This window comes from Pseudomonas sp. NFACC43, from assembly GCF_900119645.1.
Taxonomy (GTDB): Bacteria; Pseudomonadota; Gammaproteobacteria; order Pseudomonadales; family Pseudomonadaceae; genus Aquipseudomonas.
The window spans coordinates 35,562-51,115 of record NZ_FPKK01000007.1; the positions used below are offsets into that span (position 1 = coordinate 35,562).

The window sequence follows — 15,554 nt, forward strand, 5'->3', positions numbered from 1 at the left end:
GCTCGCGTCCACATTGGATTTCTGATGACCACAGAATTCATGAACCCACAGGATCAACTGTGGGAGCGCGCTTGCTCGCGATGGCGCCAGTCGCCACACCGCCAAATAAAGGTAATGACTCATGCTCCAACTGATCCTCGGCGGCGCCCGCTCCGGCAAGAGTCGCCTGGCGGAAAAACTCGCCACGGACACTCAATTACCCGTGACCTACATCGCCACCAGCCAACCCCTGGACGGCGAGATGAACGCACGGGTCGCCCAGCACCGCGCCCGTCGCCCGGCCGAATGGGCGCTGGTGGAAGAACCCTTGGCCCTGGCCCGGGTGCTACAGGAAAACGCCGCACCCGGGCAATGCCTGCTGGTGGATTGCTTGACCCTGTGGTTGACCAACCTGCTGATGCTCGACGACGCCGAGCGGTTGAACGCAGAACGCGATGCGCTGCTGGACTGCCTTGCTGCGCTGCCCGGCGACATCATTTTTGTCAGCAACGAGACCGGCATGGGTGTCGTGCCGCTGGGTGAGTTGACTCGCCGTTATGTCGATGAAGCCGGTTGGCTGCATCAAGCCTTGGCCGAACGGTGTCAGCGTGTCGTGCTGACCGTCGCCGGCCTGCCCCTGACTCTCAAAGGTACTGCGTCATGACTCACCGCTGGTGGCTGGACCCCTGCAAGCCCCTCGATACCCAGGTCCTGGAACAGGCCGCGGCTCGTCAGCAACAGCTGACCAAACCGGCCGGCTCACTCGGCCGGCTGGAGTCGGTGGCGGTGCAACTGGCGGGGTTGCAAGGGCAGGTCAAGCCGAATCTGGATCAAGTCTGGATCGCGATTTTTGCCGGCGATCATGGAGTCGTGGCCGAGGGCGTATCAGCCTTCCCTCAAGAAGTGACCGGGCAGATGCTGCTCAACTTCGTCAGCGGCGGCGCGGCCATCAGTGTCCTGGCGCGGCAACTGGAGGCCCGGCTGGAAGTGGTGGACCTGGGCACGGTGACGCCGTCGCTCGAATTGGCGGGTGTCAGGCATCTGCGGGTCGGGCCTGGCACCGCGAATTTTCTCCATGGCGCGGCGATGACCCCGAAGCAGGGCGTGCAGGCTTTGCAAGCGGGGCACGACAGCGTGGCGCGCGCGGTCGAGGTCGGCACGCAGTTGTTCATCGGTGGCGAAATGGGCATCGGCAACACCACCGCGGCCAGCGCCCTGGCTTGCGCCTTGCTGGATTGCCCGGTGGCTCACCTGGTGGGGCCGGGTACGGGACTGGACGCGGCGGGTATCAGCCGCAAGGCGCTGGTCATCGAACGCGCCCTGGCGTTGCATGGTGCCCAGGGCAACGACCCGCTGCAGACGCTGTTCAACCTGGGCGGTTTTGAAATCGCAGCGCTGGTCGGTGCCTACCTGGCCTGTGCCCAACAAGGTGTCGCGGTGCTGGTGGACGGTTTCATCTGCAGTGTCGCGGCATTGGTGGCGGTGCGGCTCAATCCGGGCTGCCGGCCATGGCTTCTGTTCGCCCATCGCGGTGCCGAGCCAGGGCATCTCCATGTGCTGGAAACCCTCGGAGCCGAACCGCTGCTCGATCTGGGCCTGCGCCTGGGCGAGGGCAGCGGCGCGGCGCTGGCGGTGCCGCTGTTGCGCCTGGCTTGTGGCCTGCACGGGCAGATGGCGACGTTTGCCGAGGCCGCCGTGGCGGATCGTCCGGCATGACCTTGCGCCTGGACCTGTTGCGTCACGGCGAAACCGAGCTGGGAGGCGGGCTGCGAGGCAGTCTCGACGATGCCCTGACGGCCAAGGGGTGGGAGCAGATGCACACGGCCGTCGCTCAAGGCGGGCCCTGGGATCGGCTGGTGAGTTCACCCTTGCAGCGCTGTGCCCGTTTCGCCGAACAACTCGGCGCCCGGCTCAACGTGCCGGTGCACCTGGAAAAAGACCTGCAAGAGCTGCATTTTGGCGCCTGGGAAGGTCGCAGCGCAGCGGCGTTGATGGACACTGATGCCGAGGCACTGGGCCAGTTCTGGGCCGATCCCTACCGGTTCACCCCGCCCGACGGCGAGCCGGTACTGGCGTTCTCGACACGGGTCCTGGCGGCGGTGGACCGTCTGCATGCGGCCTATGCGGGGCAGCGCGTCCTGCTGGTCAGTCATGGCGGTGTGATGCGCTTGCTGCTGGCTCGTGCCCGGGGGCTGCCACGGGAGCAGTTGCTCAACGTCGAAGTGGCCCATGGCGCGCTGTTTTCACTGCGCGTGTCCTCCGGTTCGGTTCTGGCGGAGATGACCTGACGATGTTGTCGTTCTGGATCGCCTTGCAGTTCCTCAGCAGCCTGCCGGTTCGTCTGCCCGGCATGCCCGAGCCGACGCAGCTCGGTCGGTCGCTGTTGTTCTATCCGTTGGTGGGGGCGTTGTTCGGCGCATTGCTGTGGATCCTCAGCGCTGCGCTGTCCGGAGCGCCGCCACTGCTTCACGGAGCCCTGCTGCTGACGGCGTGGGTGCTGCTCAGTGGCGGCCTTCACCTGGATGGTCTGGCCGACAGCGCCGATGCGTGGCTCGGTGGTTTTGGCGACCGGGAGCGTACGCTGTCGATCATGAAGGACCCCCGCAGCGGCCCCATTGCCGTGATCACGCTGGCACTGGTGTTGCTGCTCAAGTTCACTGCGCTGCTGGCGCTGATCGAGCAAGGCCAGGCCGTTGCCCTGATCATCGCGCCGGTTCTGGGACGTTGTGCGCTGCTGGGCCTGTTCCTGAGCACGCCTTACGTGCGAGCTGGAGGATTGGGCCAGGCACTCGCCGATCACTTGCCACGAGACGCGGGCTGCAAAGTGCTTTCGATCAGTGTGCTGGGCTGTGTTCTGCTGGCGGGGTGGACGGGGATCCTGGCATCGATCATCGCGACTGCTGTGTTTATCGGCCTGCGGCACATGATGCTGCGCAGGCTCGGGGGTTGCACTGGAGACACGGCCGGGGCGTTGCTGGAGCTGCTGGAAATGGCCGTGCTGGTGGGCTTGGCATTGGCCTGATCCGTACTTGGTCTTGATTGACAAGGGATTCATTTCGCTTCGCTGCGCAGGCATCCTCGCCAAATTAAAATTTGCATTCACTTAGTCGCGGGTATATACACGCATCATGCTTCCTTCCCAATGTCTATGCATCAACCTGCGTCGTGCCGCCCGGGGCGTCAGCAGGTACTACGACGGAGCCCTCGACGGTTTCGGCATCAACGTTGCCCAGTATTCGCTGTTGAACAACCTGGCACGCCTGGACCAGCCGAGCATTTCCTCCCTGGCCGAGGCCATGGGCCTGGATCGCAGTACCCTTGGGCGAAACCTGCGAGTACTGGAGGGCGAGGGGCTGGTCCGGCTCGCAGAGGGTGAAGACCTGCGCAACCGCATCGTGATGTTGACGGAGGCCGGGCATGCCCGGCTCGAGGCCGCGTTGCCGGCCTGGGAAGCGGCGCAACAGAAACTGATCGATAAGCTGGGTGCCGAGAAACGCGCCACCTTGCTGGCCTTGCTGGATGAACTGGCGTGAAGCCGGTTCGTTCGACGATAAGTGGGTATATACCCACAACCGGAGAATAAAATGACATCGATGTGGCGTACCTGTGGTTGGGTCCTGGTGGGCAGCGCGCTGATCCTGGCGTTGTCCCTGGGGGTGAGGCATGGCTTCGGGCTGTTCCTGGCGCCCATGAGTGCCGAATTCGGCTGGGGCCGCGAAGTGTTTGCCTTCGCCATTGCCTTGCAGAACCTGATCTGGGGCCTGGCACAACCCTTCACCGGAGCCTTGGCCGATCGCTTCGGTGCGGCCAGGGTCGTGCTGATCGGTGGCGTGCTTTATGCCCTCGGCCTGTTGTTCATGGGGCTCTCGGATTCTGCCTGGTCGCTGTCGTTGAGTGCGGGACTGCTGATCGGGATCGGCCTGTCCGGTACGTCGTTCTCGGTGATCCTGGGGGTGGTCGGTCGCGCGGTGCCGGCGGACAAACGCAGCATGGGCATGGGCATCGCCAGTGCTGCCGGCTCGTTTGGCCAGTTCGCCATGCTGCCGGGCACGCTGGGGTTGATCGGCTGGCTGGGATGGTCCGCCGCGCTGTTGGCGCTGGGCCTGCTGGTGGCGTTGATCGTGCCGTTGGTCAGCATGCTCAAGGACGTGCCGGCGCCGCTGTCCAGTCATGAACAAACCCTGTCTGAAGCCTTGCGCGAGGCGTGCAGTCATTCCGGGTTCTGGCTGCTGGCATTCGGTTTTTTTGTCTGTGGTTTCCAGGTCGTGTTCATCGGCGTGCACCTGCCCGCCTATCTGGTGGACCAGCACCTGCCCGCCAGCGTGGGAACGACCGTGCTGGCGCTGGTGGGGTTGTTCAATATCTTTGGCACTTACACGGCGGGCTGGCTCGGTGGCCGGATGTCCAAGCCGCGCCTGCTGACGGGCTTGTACCTGCTGCGCGCGGTGGTGATCGGCCTGTTCCTGTGGTTACCGGTGACCACCACCACTGCCTACCTGTTTGGCATGGCGATGGGCTTCTTGTGGCTGTCTACGGTGCCGTTGACCAATGGCACGGTGGCGACTCTCTTCGGTGTACGCAATCTTTCGATGCTGGGAGGGATCGTGTTCCTGTTCCACCAGTTGGGGTCATTCCTCGGTGGCTGGTTGGGTGGGGTGGTGTACGACCGCACCGGCAGCTACGACCTGATCTGGCAAGTGGCGGTCCTGCTCAGCCTGCTGGCGGCTGCGCTGAACTGGCCGGTGCGTGAGCGTCCGGTAGCGCGCCTGCAGGTGCAGGCGGGTGCCGCATGAGCCGCGTCGGTCCGTGGTTGCTTGTCCTGGGCGCTGGCGCGCTGCTGGCGTTGGCCTGGTGGGGCTGGCATCAGGGCGGGCTGGCATTGATGCAACTGGGCATGGGCAACTGCTGAACAATGGACGGCACCGTGCGTGCGGAGTAACGTCGTGGTCTGATCGGCTTTCAAGGACATTCGACATGCTGATGCGCTGGCTTGCTGTTTCCGCTCTGCTGCTGGCCGTGGCCGGACAAACCCAGGCCGCTGGCTGCCCGCCGTTGCTGGAGGGTTCGTTGCCCAAGCTGCGGGCCAAGGAAACCATCGATCTTTGCCAGCACTTCGCCGGTAAGCCGTTGGTGGTGGTCAATACCGCCAGTTTCTGTGGGTTCGCCCCGCAGTTCAAAGGCCTTGAGGCTCTCAACCAGCGCTACAAGGGCGAAGGGCTGCAAGTGTTGGGCGTGCCATCCAATGATTTCAAGCAGGAGTCCAAGGATGGCGCTGAAACGGCCAAGGTTTGCTACGTCAATTACGGCGTGACCTTCACCATGACCGAGCCTCAACCGGTACGCGGCGCTGACGCCATCCCATTGTTCAAGCATCTGGCCGAGCAATCCAGCGCACCGAAATGGAATTTCTACAAATACGTCGTGGACCGCCAGGGCAAGGTGGTGGGCAGTTTCTCCAGTCGCATCAAGCCCGATGATCCCGAATTCATCAAGGCAGTGGAGGCGGCCATCGCATCCCGACCCTGATTGCTCTCATGAGAAAGCCCCGTCTCTTTGCAGAGGTCGGGGCTTTTTTTGGGCTTTGAAATCTGCCGTGATCCACTCGAGTCTCAGTCATATCCAATACGTTTTATTGCTTGGAATGTTGTGAATGTTGAGTTATCCAGTTTGCAAATAATTCCCTGGTTGTGTGTGGCGGGTTCAATGATTAGTGAGGAAGTTGGATAAGGCAAATAAAGTTGAAAGTTTTATTGTGATTCATGGGAGGAAGAGTCTGTAGCTAGTTGTTGGGAAGAGGGAAGGCCCGGACTGGAAAAAACATTTTTTATCCCACTCGATCGCTCGGGTATTGATCGGGTGCACCAGTGTCGGCTGGCTGTACGGCCATCTAGTGAAGTAGCGCGCAGTCCTGAGAAGTGCCTCAGAAGTCCCGCTCTAGAGGCATCAGAATTTCTCGGTCCTTCTGCTTGGCAACATTCGGTTGCATCGGATGATTTCATATAGCTACCATTTGGCCTGTGGCGCGTCCTATTGGTCGCTATCGGGCTCGGGAAAACGGTCCTGGTCTTGGCCCAAAGTTATCGTGATCGTCGTTGTATCGATGATTCAAGAAGTTCGGAGTTCATACGAATGATCACTGTTGATGCGGCTGTGGAAGAGTTTGTGCGCTTACTTGATGTTGCGACTGTCATTGCGCAAGAAATGAAGAATAGTTCCAGGGATGCCTGTGTTATCCAGGCGGCTGAAGTCACGATCAAGAACCTCAAGGGTTTTCGCAGCCTGGCGCTGTCCGGCGGGCTGCCGAGGCCATCGAGAGGTGAGGTTGCCCTAGGGGCAGGTCTCGATTTGCGTCGTGGTGTTGGCGAATGGGCAGGAGCCGGTAAGTTGGTGGAGGCTATTGGTCAGGTCGAACATCACTACGAACATTCGCTGTAAGCTGACCGCCTGGCGGATAGAGCGTTGGATACAAAACGCCCGATGCTGGGCACCGGGCGTCAGGTTGAAGCAAAGCGGCGAGCGTACAGCCTCGCCGTGAGTTGTCAGAAGCGGTAGGTTGCGCCAACGCCGAAGCCGTTTGCGCTGTTTTCGTATTCAGCGTTATAGGACTGGCCCAGTGCGTTGGTTTGATTGACGTTGACTTTCTCTTCCTTCAGGTAGGAATAGGCCACGTCGATGGTCAGGTCTTCGGTTGGGCTCCAGCCGGCACCCAGGCTGAAGATGGTCCGATCGCCGGTTGGAATACGAGGCGAACGGTCCGTGTTGTTGGCCGGCGACTGGTCGAACGTCAAACCGGTGCGCAGCACCCACTGCTTGTTCAACCGATAGGACGTACCGATGGCATAGGCCCAGGTGTCATGCCAGTTCTGCTCTTCGGTGATGGTGCCGAGAACCGGGTTCAGCAGGCCGCCGCCCGTCTCGGTCCCTTTGTTTTCCACAGTGATATCTTTCAGGCGGCTCCAGCGAGTCCAGGTGCTGCCCGCATAGACGGTCCAGGCATCGTTGATTTCCTGGGTAACCGAAAAGTCCACCGACTCTGGCGTGGTAATGTCCAGCGAAGCATCGTAGCGTGCGCCGCTGAGGAAGCCGGCGGGGACGCCAGCGCCCGGGCTCACTTCGGTATGGCCGTCGAGCTTGTACTTGACCTTGGAGTGGTAGGTCAGGCCAACGCGCGTGGTGTCGGTCGCCTGGACCAGCAGGCCGATATTGTAGCCGTAGCCAATGTCGTCGCCCTTGATCTTGACGTTGCCATCAGTACCCGGCAAAGGCGCTGGCAAGGTCAGTGCCGATTCCAGGGAGCCCGAAATGCGGTTGATGGTGGGACCGAAACCGATCGACACCTTGTCATTGAAGGCATAGCTGACAGTTGGCTGGAAGGTGACGACCTTCACTTCGCTCTTGCTGCCGAAATTACGGCCCTGGAAACTGCTTTCATAGTCAGTGATCAGGCCGAACGGTGCGTACACGCCCAGGCCGAAAGCCCACTGGTCATCGATAGGCTTGACGTAATAACCCATCGGAACGCCGGTGAGCGGAACCATGTCGCCCTTGTTGGTGCCCGATTGGGAGCCACTGGCATCGTTGATATCGGTGGAGGCGTCGATGGCGGCAAAACCGCCAGTCACTTGCTGGCGCTTGAGGCGCGACATGCCGGCAGGGTTACCAAATACGGTGCTTGCGTCGTCTGCGGAAGAGGAACGACCAGCGAAACCAGTGCCCATGCCACTGATGCTTTGTTCGTTCAAGGCAAAGCCACTCGCGAAGAGTTGGCTGGATGCCAAGGTAACGGCAAGGCCGAGGGTGGTTTTGAGCATCATTTTTTTCATTGTTAGAACTCCTGGTGATCACCGGCGCAAAAACTACCAATATTTTCGTTCAAGCGCTATAGCCTGTTTCGCTTGATTTAGAGCGGTTTTGTAGGACAATCCGACCAGAATCGCGACCAATACCTGAACTTTTCAAAATCCCGTTCAGCAGGCGACCTGATTCAAGGGTGAAACACATTGTTGCCAGGCGCAGGTGAAATCTCTCAAGCGCCCTTGGGGATGAAAGGTCTGGCGCCAGATCCGGGCCATGCCCAGCAGATCGTCGGCCTCGGGAAGCGGTGTGTTCTGTTCTTCCACCAGTAGCCATGCGATGGCGGTGGCGTAGCGAAGATTGACGGTCAGCTCCAGGTGGGGGCCGCTGAGAAAGGCGTGCTGGCTGGCGAGGCCGCGCACCAGGCTGGCGCGTTCAGGGTCGCGGGCCAGATAGTCGTCCCAGAGCGCGCGATGACGAGGCTCGGGAATGCGATACAGGCCATGTCCGCGGCGGTCATGCAGGGCTGATCCCAGGGCCGACTGGCTGGCGGCGATCCCCAGCAACAGGCATTCCGCCGTGCTGCTGTGGCTCCCCAGGTAAAGGAGCGTAGGGCGGATCACATATCGACACAGTTCGCTGGCAGCGATACCCATAAGACCCTCGAAGCGTAGAAAGGGGCGAAGCCTGAAGATGTGGGCTTGGCAGCGGTGGATCGGTCCAGGCTCCGCCGGAAGCGGATCATGCCGCTTGACTTGAAGTGTAGTGTCATATTTGCGCTGTAAAGGACTGTTTTTAAAACATCTTCAGCGAACGGTTATAACCGTTATATCCCTTGGTACTTAAGCCGTTGCGCTTCTACGGGCTTTTCCAGGCAATAAAAAGCCCCGCTTTTTCAGGGCGGGGCCTTTGGTTTCAGCTTGCTGGCGTTCAGGCAACCAGGGCCTGGCGGGTACGCTCGATCACGGCCTGCAGCGGTTCTGCGCTGGAGTACTGATCGGGATACAGGCGTTCGCTGTGACGGGCGATGCCGTGTTCGTTGACCAGCGTGAAGCTGAAGCAGCCTTTGCGAGCGGCCAGGATCAGGCAGTTCATTGGAGCAAAGGCGTTGGTGAGGGTGCGGATGGCATCCTGTGTCTGGATTTGAGTCGACATGTTATGGGTGTTCCTACAAATGACACGGTTAAGAACCGTGCAACGTTAAAACGTTCCAGTAACGTCGACCACCATTGGTCGAACGAAGAACCCGACTGGAACAAAGCAGCCAGTTTGAGCGCTGTATAAGTGCGCGCTTGGGCCGGCAGGTAGGTACTTAGGAGGGCAGGCGACACATCAAGGGCAGAGGTTCTGGGCCCAGGGTGAAGATCCTGATCAATTTGCAGGGTGGTTCGTTCAGAGTAAGGGACTTGGCGACGCCTTTGTATTCTTCCAAAGGCTGTGTTGTCGCGAGTGTTACCTGGAAACCATCGAGGGGTCCGGTCTCTTTCACCGGTGGGCTATCCTTCTGGGTGGCTGACCGTAGCGTGAAGAGTTTGACCCGGAATTGATTTTCAGCTTGGTACTAACGGCGCGGATAGTAACGGATCGATCCGGCAAAGGAAAGGCCGTTGATCAAAAAATCTCCAATGCAGCGGTGCCGGTCACAGGCCCCGGATCTCCGGGACACGGGCGAACGGAGCGAGCGATGGATGTCGGGGGCTACCCGGCCGCGGCGGTTGTGCAAACGCACCAAAAAAAAGCAGAGATATAACCGTTTCGTTGTTACTTGTGCACACTTGTGGCGACGGCTGTCACTCAACTGTCATCTCGAAACAATCCCGGGTGGGTGCCTGTATCCAAAATTTAAGTCAATGAAAAACATCGCTTTTTTTTACTGGTGAAAAAATCGTCAGTTTAAGCGCAGGCCCCGTCCTACAGGGCTTGCGACCCATTCAAGGGGGGTTGTCCACTGAGTTATCCACAGCTTCTGTGGATTGTCCCAAGCACTTGCTCTAGGACGGGCGTGCCGGATTTTTTCGACTTTACCGGCACGAAAAAAGGAGTAGAGTGGCGCGCCTTCCGATCTGTCCCGCAGTGCTTTATGAAGTTTCGCTCAGTATCAACGGTTGTTACCTCCACACCCTCTGGTGTTATCTCTCCCAAGCGTATTTCGATGCGAGTCGCCGAGTGGCTGCTCGACAGTCCCCGACTCGCGGCAAGCCCCAGCGTCAAGCACCTGGCTGGCCGGTTGCTCAAGCAGCCGGCTCGCGACGGCGTGGTGGCCGCACAAAGTCGCCTGGGTCAGTTGATGTGCCGTGAATGCGGGAACGCCAGGGACCGGCGCATCGGCCAGGACCTGTTGCGCCAGGCCGCTCGGGCCGGGGACTCGCGGGCACAAAAGGCCCTGACTGAAATAGAAAGATGAAATCGAAGACGCGACTGGGCAACCTGCGGCGGCTTGGTTAACCTTCGGGCTTTATTCGACCGGCAGGATTTGTCATGGCTATGGATTTGACCAGCCTGTTGTTTGGCCTGGCAGGCGCAGCAGTGCCGCTGCTCGCTTTGGCCTGGCATCTGCAACGCCAGGCCGCTGCCGCGCAGACGGAGTTGGCCTTGCTCGAAGAGCGCCTGGCAATGGCCCATATGGCCCATGATGGCTTGAACGCCCAGCTCGATGCCTGCCGTGACGAAATCAGCGACCTGAGCCAAGCCAATGCCGCCAGGCAAGCCGAGCTCGCTGCTGCCTGCCGTGAAGTCGAGTTGTTGCAGATCGAGCGCGACAACGCCCGGGATGCCGCCCACGCCTGGAGCCTGGAACGTGCCAGCAAGGAGGCGGAACTGCGACGGCTCGATGCCCAGGCCGCGTCCCTGAACGCCGAATTGCGCGAACAGCAGGAAAGCCACCAGCAACGCCTGAACGACCTGCAAGGCTCGCGAGACGAACTGCGCGCGCAATTTGCCGAGCTGGCGGGAAAGATCTTCGACGAACGCGAGCAGCGTTTCGCCGAAACCAGCCAGCAGCGCCTGGGACAATTGCTCGATCCGCTGAAAGAGCGCATCCAGTCCTTCGAGAAACGCGTCGAGGAAAGTTATCAGGCCGAGGCACGGGAACGTTTTTCCCTGGGCAAGGAGCTGGAGCGCCTGCAACAGCTGAACCTTCGCCTGAGCGACGAAGCCACCAACCTCACCCGGGCACTCAAGGGCCAGAAGACCCAGGGCAATTGGGGCGAGTTGATCCTGGAGCGGGTGCTCGAACACGCGGGGCTGGAAAAGGGGCGCGAATACCAGACCCAGGTCAGTCTCAAGGGGCCGGACGGCGAGCGATTCCAGCCCGATGTGTTGATTTACCTGCCCGGCGACAAGCAGGTGGTGGTGGATTCCAAGGTCAGCCTCACGGCTTATCAGCAGTACGTGGGCGCCGAGGACGATGCCGTTGGCCTGCATGCCCTCAAGCAACACGTCGCTTCATTGCGAGCCCACGTCAAAGGCTTGGCCGGCAAGGATTACAAGCGGCTGGAAGGTCTGCACAGCCTGGATTTCGTCCTGCTGTTCGTGCCGATCGAAGCCGCGTTTTCCGCAGCCTTGCAAGCCGAACCTAACCTGTTCCAGGAAGCCTTCGACCGCAACATCGTGATCGTCAGTCCTACCACGCTGTTGGCGACGTTGCGGGTCATCGACAGCCTGTGGAAGCAGGAGCGCCAGAGCCAGAATGCCCGTGAGATCGCCGAGCGGGCCGGATGGCTGTACGACAAGTTCGTCTTGTTCATCCAGGATCTGGACGAAATCGGCAGCCGTCTGCAGCAGTTGGACAAGGCTTACGGTGCGGCGCGTAACAAGCTGACGCAAGGGCGTGGCAACCTCATCAGCCGCAGCGAGCAACTGAAGCTGCTCGGTGCCCGGGCCAGCAAGAGCCTGCCCACTGAACTGCTCGAGCGGGCGATGAGCGATGGGGATGGGTTGCCTGAGTTGCCGGAAGAAACCGCAAAAATCCAGGATTGATGAAATCCTTGGGTCTGGTGCGAAACCTGTGGCGAGGGGATTCATTCCCGTTCGGCTGTGCAGCAGTCGTAAACCGGCTTGCATGGTTCGTCTGCTGCGCCGCAGTGCGCAGGGCAGGGGGCACAACCCAGCGGGGATGAATCCCCGCGCCCACAGCTCGGTGCCCGGCCGGAAAACCCTTGCGCCTACAACGGCAAATGCCGGCTCAATAATGCTCGCAACGCCGCCGGCTTCACCGGTTTGGCCAGGAAGTCCAAGCCTGCGGCGTGCACTTGGGCGACAGTTTCGGGCCGACCGTCTGCGCTGATCACCACTCCCGGCACGGGTTCGCACATTCGCTTACGCAGCCAGGCCATCAGTTCCGTGCCGGTCTCGCCACCGTCCAGGTGGAAATCCACCAGGGCCAGTTGCGGGCGGCCACCCTGGGCCAGCCAGGACTCGCATTCCTCGCGGTTGCGCGCTGTCCGCACCTGACAGCCCCAGCGCGTCAGCAGACTGTTCATGCCGATCAGGATGCTGTCTTCGTTATCCACGCACAGCACCTGGGCACCGCTTGGCAGGACACCGTTGGGTTCGACGACGGCACTGGGCACGGCGTTCTGGGTACGGGCCAACGGTACGCTGACGCTGAAAACACTGCCACGCCCAGGCCAGGAGCGTACGCGCAAGGTATGGCCAAGCACGCGGCACAGCCCGTCGGCAATCGCCAGGCCCAGGCCGAGGCCTTTTTCGGCCCGGGTCTGATGGCTGTCCAGCCGTTTGAACTCTTCGAAAATCACCTGTTGCTTGTCTTCGGCGATGCCGGGCCCGCGATCCCAGACCTCCAGGCACAGCTCGCCGTTGCGCCGGCGTACGCCCAGCAGTACCGGGCCCTTGGCATAGCGGAAGGCATTGGTGAGGAAGTTCTGCAGGATGCGCCGCAGTAACTTGATATCGCTGTCGACCCGCAGCCGCGAGCCGCGCACCCGGAATTTCAAGCCTTGTTCCTGGGCCAATGCGGTGAATTCGGCGCCGAGGATATCGAACAGCTCGTTCAGGGCGAAGGGCTTGCGATCGGGGTTGATCTTGCCGTTTTCCAGGCGCGAGATGTCCAGCAGGTCGGTGATGAGGTCTTCGGCCGAGCGCAGCGAGCTGTCCAGGTGCTGCACCAGTTGCCGGGCCTCGCTCGGCAGGCTGTCATGCTGGTGGGACAGGGCGGCGGAGAACAGGCGGGCGGCATTGAGCGGCTGCATCAGGTCATGGCTGACCGCCGCCAGGAAACGGGTCTTGGACTGATAGGCCGCCTCGGCGGTACTTTTGGCTTCGGTCAGCGCCTGGTTCAACTGCGACAATTCCCGGGTGCGCTCAGCGACCCGTTGCTCCAGTCCTTCGTTGGCTTCGGTCAAGGCCTGTTCGGCTTCGCGGAACGCGGTAATGTCGGTAAAACTCATGACGAAACCGCCACCCGGCATCGGGTTGCCGATCAGCTCGATCACCCGGCCATTGGGAAACAGTCGTTCGGAGGTATGGGCGCGTCCCTGGCGCATCCAGTGCAGGCGCCGGGCAACGTGGACCTCCGCCTCGCCCGGCCCGCAGAGGCCGCGTTCGGCGTTATAGCGGATGATGTCGGCAATGGGCCGGCCAACGCTGATCAGGCCGTCCGGGTAATTGAACAGCTCCAGGTAACGACGGTTCCAGGCCACCAGCCTGAGGGACTGGTCCACCACGCTGATGCCCTGGGTGATGTTCTCGATGGCCCCCTGCAGCAGGGCCCGGTTGAACTGCAAGACTTCCGAGGCTTCGTCAGCGATCCGTACGACATCTTCCAGTTGCATCTCGCGACCTTCGATCGCCGCCTTGACCACCGCCCGTGTCGAAGAAGCCCCCAGCACACCGGCCAGCAGGCGTTCGGTGTGGGCAATCCATTCGCTGTCGGCATTCTGGTTCGGGTTGAATCCCTTGCCTTGACGGTAGGCGAAGCGGATGAAGCTCTGGCGTGCCCGTTCCTCGCCGACGAACCGGGCGGCCAGTTGCAGCAGATCTTCGATATGCACCGCCAGCATCGAACGGGCATTGGGGCGTGGGCTGATCTCCTGGCCGATGAAGCGTCCGGCCTGCCAGTGTTCCGAGACACGGGTGCGCGACAGCAGGGAGACCCAGGCAAACAGGCTGAAGTTACCGGCCAGGGACAGCACGACACCCTGGGTCAGCGGGGTGATAGGCAGGTCCAGGGGATTGCCATGCAGCCAGGCCAGCCCCGGGAAACTGTCCAGCGACCAGCCCAGGCTGTGGGCCGCGATGGGCAGCACCAGGGTGTAGAACCACAGGAAGATCCCGGCGGCGAGACCGGCGAATACGCCGCGGCGGTTGGCCTGTTTCCAGTACAGCGCGCCCAGCATGGCGGGAGCCAGCTGGGTCACGGCGGCGAAGGCGATCTGGCCGATGGTGGCCAGGCTTGCCGTCGAGCCCAGCAATCGGTAGCTGACGTAGGCCAGCAGCAGGATCACCACGATACTCACCCGACGAACCGAGAGCATCCACTGGCGGAACACTTCGAACGGCCGCTCGGCGTTGTTGCGACGCAGCAGCCAGGGCAACAGCATGTCGTTGGACACCATGGTAGAGAGCGCGACACTCGCCACGATCACCATGCCGGTAGCCGCCGAGGCGCCCCCGATGAACGCCAGGACCGCCAGCGACGGGTGGGCCTGGGCCAGTGGCAGGCTGATGACGAACGAGTCGGGCAGCACCGAGCTGGGCAGCATCATTTGTCCGGCGAGGGCAATGGGCACCACGAACAGCGCGGCCAGGGCCAGGTAGGCGGGGAATACCCATTTGGCCAGGCGCAGGTCCTGGGGATCGATGTTCTCCACCACGGTGACGTGGAACTGTCGCGGCAGGCAGATGATCGCCATCATCGCCACCCCGGTCTGCACCACCATGGAAGGCCAGTTGATGGTTTCCTTCCAGTACTGTTCCAGTCGCGGCGCGAGCATCGCCTGGTTGAACAGGTCATCGAAGCCGTCATAGAGACCGAATGTCACGAAAGCGCCGACCGCTAGGAAAGCGAACAGCTTGACCAGGGATTCGAAGGCGATGGCCAGCACCATGCCGCGGTGGTGCTCGGTGGCGTCCAGGTTGCGGGTGCCGAAGACGATGGTGAACAGGGCCAGGATCAGCGAGACGATCAGCGCGGTGTCCTGGGCGCGAGTGCCCATGGCGTCGGCGCCGGCGCCGATCAGCAGGTTCACGCCGAGCACGATGCCCTTGAGCTGCAAGGCAATGTAGGGCAGCACGCCGACCAGGCAGATCAGGGCGATCACGATGGCCAGGGATTGGGATTTGCCGTAGCGGGCGGCAATGAAGTCGGCAATGGAGGTGATGTTCTCCTGCTTGCTGATCAACACCATTTTCTGCAGGACCCATGGCGCCAGCACTAGCAGCAGGATCGGTCCGAGATAGATCGGCAGGAATGACCAGAGTTGTTCGGCGGCCTGGCCCACGGCGCCAAAGAACGTCCAGCTGGTGCAATACACCGCCAGCGAGAGGCTGTAGACCCAGGCCCGCACCCGCGGCGGCAGCGGTGTGCTGCGCCGGTCGCCATAGAAGGCGATGGCGAACATGATGGCCATATAGGCCAGGGCAACGACGGCGATCAGCCCGCTGGACAACGACATGAAAACTCCCGAACGAAGAACACCGGGACCGGGCCCGGCACGACAGTCTCGCACGCCCGCTCGGGTTCGTCAGTGTCGACCAAGGTCGAGGCGTGGCGAGGTGTCGCGGGCCATAGGGAGAGGGCTTTGCCGGAGCGATTCGCGAGC

Annotated in this window: 14 protein-coding genes; 10 read left to right on the forward strand and 4 right to left on the reverse strand. The window is 61.5% G+C overall.

What is annotated here, in order from left to right:
* Positions 1-121: 121 nt before the first annotated feature.
* The 8 genes from cobU to BT179_RS13725 all read left to right on the forward strand — a co-directional run bounded on the left by cobU (position 122) and on the right by BT179_RS13725 (position 6,414).
* Entirely contained in the window at positions 122-643 is a 522-nt protein-coding gene (gene cobU / locus BT179_RS13690; RefSeq protein ID WP_072394005.1) for a bifunctional adenosylcobinamide kinase/adenosylcobinamide-phosphate guanylyltransferase, read from the forward strand.
* A complete protein-coding gene (gene cobT / locus BT179_RS13695; RefSeq protein WP_072431635.1) occupies positions 640-1,695 on the forward strand; it encodes a nicotinate-nucleotide--dimethylbenzimidazole phosphoribosyltransferase in 1,056 nt (351 codons plus the stop codon). Before cobU ends, cobT begins: the two co-directional genes overlap by 4 nt.
* Positions 1,692-2,267 carry an alpha-ribazole phosphatase family protein gene (gene cobC, locus BT179_RS13700; RefSeq protein WP_072431634.1) on the forward strand — a complete coding sequence of 192 codons (576 nt, stop codon included), beginning with the start codon at positions 1,692-1,694 and terminating at the stop codon, positions 2,265-2,267. Before cobT ends, cobC begins: the two co-directional genes overlap by 4 nt.
* Positions 2,268-2,269: 2 nt before the next feature.
* Positions 2,270-3,001: an adenosylcobinamide-GDP ribazoletransferase gene (locus BT179_RS13705; protein ID WP_072431633.1), complete on the forward strand. Its 732-nt coding sequence runs from the start codon at positions 2,270-2,272 to the stop codon at positions 2,999-3,001.
* A 106-nt stretch (positions 3,002-3,107) separates the two neighbouring features.
* Positions 3,108-3,512, forward strand: coding sequence for a MarR family winged helix-turn-helix transcriptional regulator (locus BT179_RS13710; RefSeq protein ID WP_072393992.1), 405 nt, complete (start codon positions 3,108-3,110; stop codon positions 3,510-3,512).
* Positions 3,513-3,563: 51 nt separating this feature from the next.
* Entirely contained in the window at positions 3,564-4,772 is a 1,209-nt protein-coding gene (locus BT179_RS13715) for an MFS transporter (RefSeq protein WP_072393989.1), read from the forward strand.
* A gap of 181 nt (positions 4,773-4,953) precedes the next feature.
* Entirely contained in the window at positions 4,954-5,505 is a 552-nt protein-coding gene (locus BT179_RS13720) for a glutathione peroxidase (RefSeq protein ID WP_072393986.1), read from the forward strand.
* A 603-nt stretch (positions 5,506-6,108) separates the two neighbouring features.
* Complete coding sequence (locus BT179_RS13725) at positions 6,109-6,414, forward strand: hypothetical protein (RefSeq protein ID WP_072431632.1); 306 nt, start codon at positions 6,109-6,111, stop codon at positions 6,412-6,414.
* Between the two features lie 104 nt (positions 6,415-6,518).
* Here BT179_RS13725 and BT179_RS13730 read toward each other — a convergent pair whose 3' ends face one another.
* From BT179_RS13730 to BT179_RS13740, 3 genes are all read right to left on the reverse strand, one after another.
* The gene (locus tag BT179_RS13730) at positions 6,519-7,802 is read right to left on the reverse strand and encodes an OmpP1/FadL family transporter (RefSeq protein ID WP_072393980.1); all 1,284 of its coding nucleotides are present in this window, start codon (positions 7,800-7,802) and stop codon (positions 6,519-6,521) included.
* A 144-nt stretch (positions 7,803-7,946) separates the two neighbouring features.
* Positions 7,947-8,429, reverse strand: coding sequence for a hypothetical protein (locus BT179_RS13735; protein ID WP_072431631.1), 483 nt, complete (start codon positions 8,427-8,429; stop codon positions 7,947-7,949).
* A 274-nt stretch (positions 8,430-8,703) separates the two neighbouring features.
* The gene (locus BT179_RS13740) at positions 8,704-8,928 is read right to left on the reverse strand and encodes a hypothetical protein (RefSeq protein ID WP_053147385.1); all 225 of its coding nucleotides are present in this window, start codon (positions 8,926-8,928) and stop codon (positions 8,704-8,706) included.
* A 925-nt stretch (positions 8,929-9,853) separates the two neighbouring features.
* Here BT179_RS13740 and BT179_RS13745 point away from each other — a divergent pair.
* Positions 9,854-10,177, forward strand: coding sequence for an SEL1-like repeat protein (locus tag BT179_RS13745; protein WP_072431630.1), 324 nt, complete (start codon positions 9,854-9,856; stop codon positions 10,175-10,177).
* Positions 10,178-10,365: 188 nt separating this feature from the next.
* Positions 10,366-11,751 carry a DNA recombination protein RmuC gene (gene rmuC, locus BT179_RS13750; RefSeq protein WP_177305116.1) on the forward strand — a complete coding sequence of 462 codons (1,386 nt, stop codon included), beginning with the start codon at positions 10,366-10,368 and terminating at the stop codon, positions 11,749-11,751.
* A gap of 185 nt (positions 11,752-11,936) precedes the next feature.
* On the opposite strand, the gene BT179_RS13755 is transcribed toward rmuC, so the two are convergent.
* Positions 11,937-15,407 carry a hybrid sensor histidine kinase/response regulator gene (locus BT179_RS13755; RefSeq protein WP_072431628.1) on the reverse strand — a complete coding sequence of 1,157 codons (3,471 nt, stop codon included), beginning with the start codon at positions 15,405-15,407 and terminating at the stop codon, positions 11,937-11,939.
* Positions 15,408-15,554: the final 147 nt, after the last annotated feature.

What these genes read in the sequence shown, in the direction of transcription:
- BT179_RS13705 (WP_072431633.1), top strand. Translation starts at nt 2,270, where the DNA reads ATGTTGTCGTTCTGGATCGCCTTGCAGTTCCTCAGCAGCCTGCCGGTT.
- BT179_RS13715 (WP_072393989.1), top strand. Translation starts at nt 3,564, where the DNA reads ATGACATCGATGTGGCGTACCTGTGGTTGGGTCCTGGTGGGCAGCGCG.
- cobU (WP_072394005.1), top strand. Translation starts at nt 122, where the DNA reads ATGCTCCAACTGATCCTCGGCGGCGCCCGCTCCGGCAAGAGTCGCCTG.
- BT179_RS13740 (WP_053147385.1), bottom strand. Translation starts at nt 8,928, where the DNA reads ATGTCGACTCAAATCCAGACACAGGATGCCATCCGCACCCTCACCAAC.
- BT179_RS13730 (WP_072393980.1), bottom strand. Translation starts at nt 7,802, where the DNA reads ATGAAAAAAATGATGCTCAAAACCACCCTCGGCCTTGCCGTTACCTTG.
- cobC (WP_072431634.1), top strand. Translation starts at nt 1,692, where the DNA reads ATGACCTTGCGCCTGGACCTGTTGCGTCACGGCGAAACCGAGCTGGGA.
- BT179_RS13710 (WP_072393992.1), top strand. Translation starts at nt 3,108, where the DNA reads ATGCTTCCTTCCCAATGTCTATGCATCAACCTGCGTCGTGCCGCCCGG.
- BT179_RS13745 (WP_072431630.1), top strand. Translation starts at nt 9,854, where the DNA reads ATGAAGTTTCGCTCAGTATCAACGGTTGTTACCTCCACACCCTCTGGT.
- BT179_RS13720 (WP_072393986.1), top strand. Translation starts at nt 4,954, where the DNA reads ATGCTGATGCGCTGGCTTGCTGTTTCCGCTCTGCTGCTGGCCGTGGCC.
- BT179_RS13735 (WP_072431631.1), bottom strand. Translation starts at nt 8,429, where the DNA reads ATGGGTATCGCTGCCAGCGAACTGTGTCGATATGTGATCCGCCCTACG.
- cobT (WP_072431635.1), top strand. Translation starts at nt 640, where the DNA reads ATGACTCACCGCTGGTGGCTGGACCCCTGCAAGCCCCTCGATACCCAG.
- BT179_RS13725 (WP_072431632.1), top strand. Translation starts at nt 6,109, where the DNA reads ATGATCACTGTTGATGCGGCTGTGGAAGAGTTTGTGCGCTTACTTGAT.
- BT179_RS13755 (WP_072431628.1), bottom strand. Translation starts at nt 15,407, where the DNA reads ATGTCGTTGTCCAGCGGGCTGATCGCCGTCGTTGCCCTGGCCTATATG.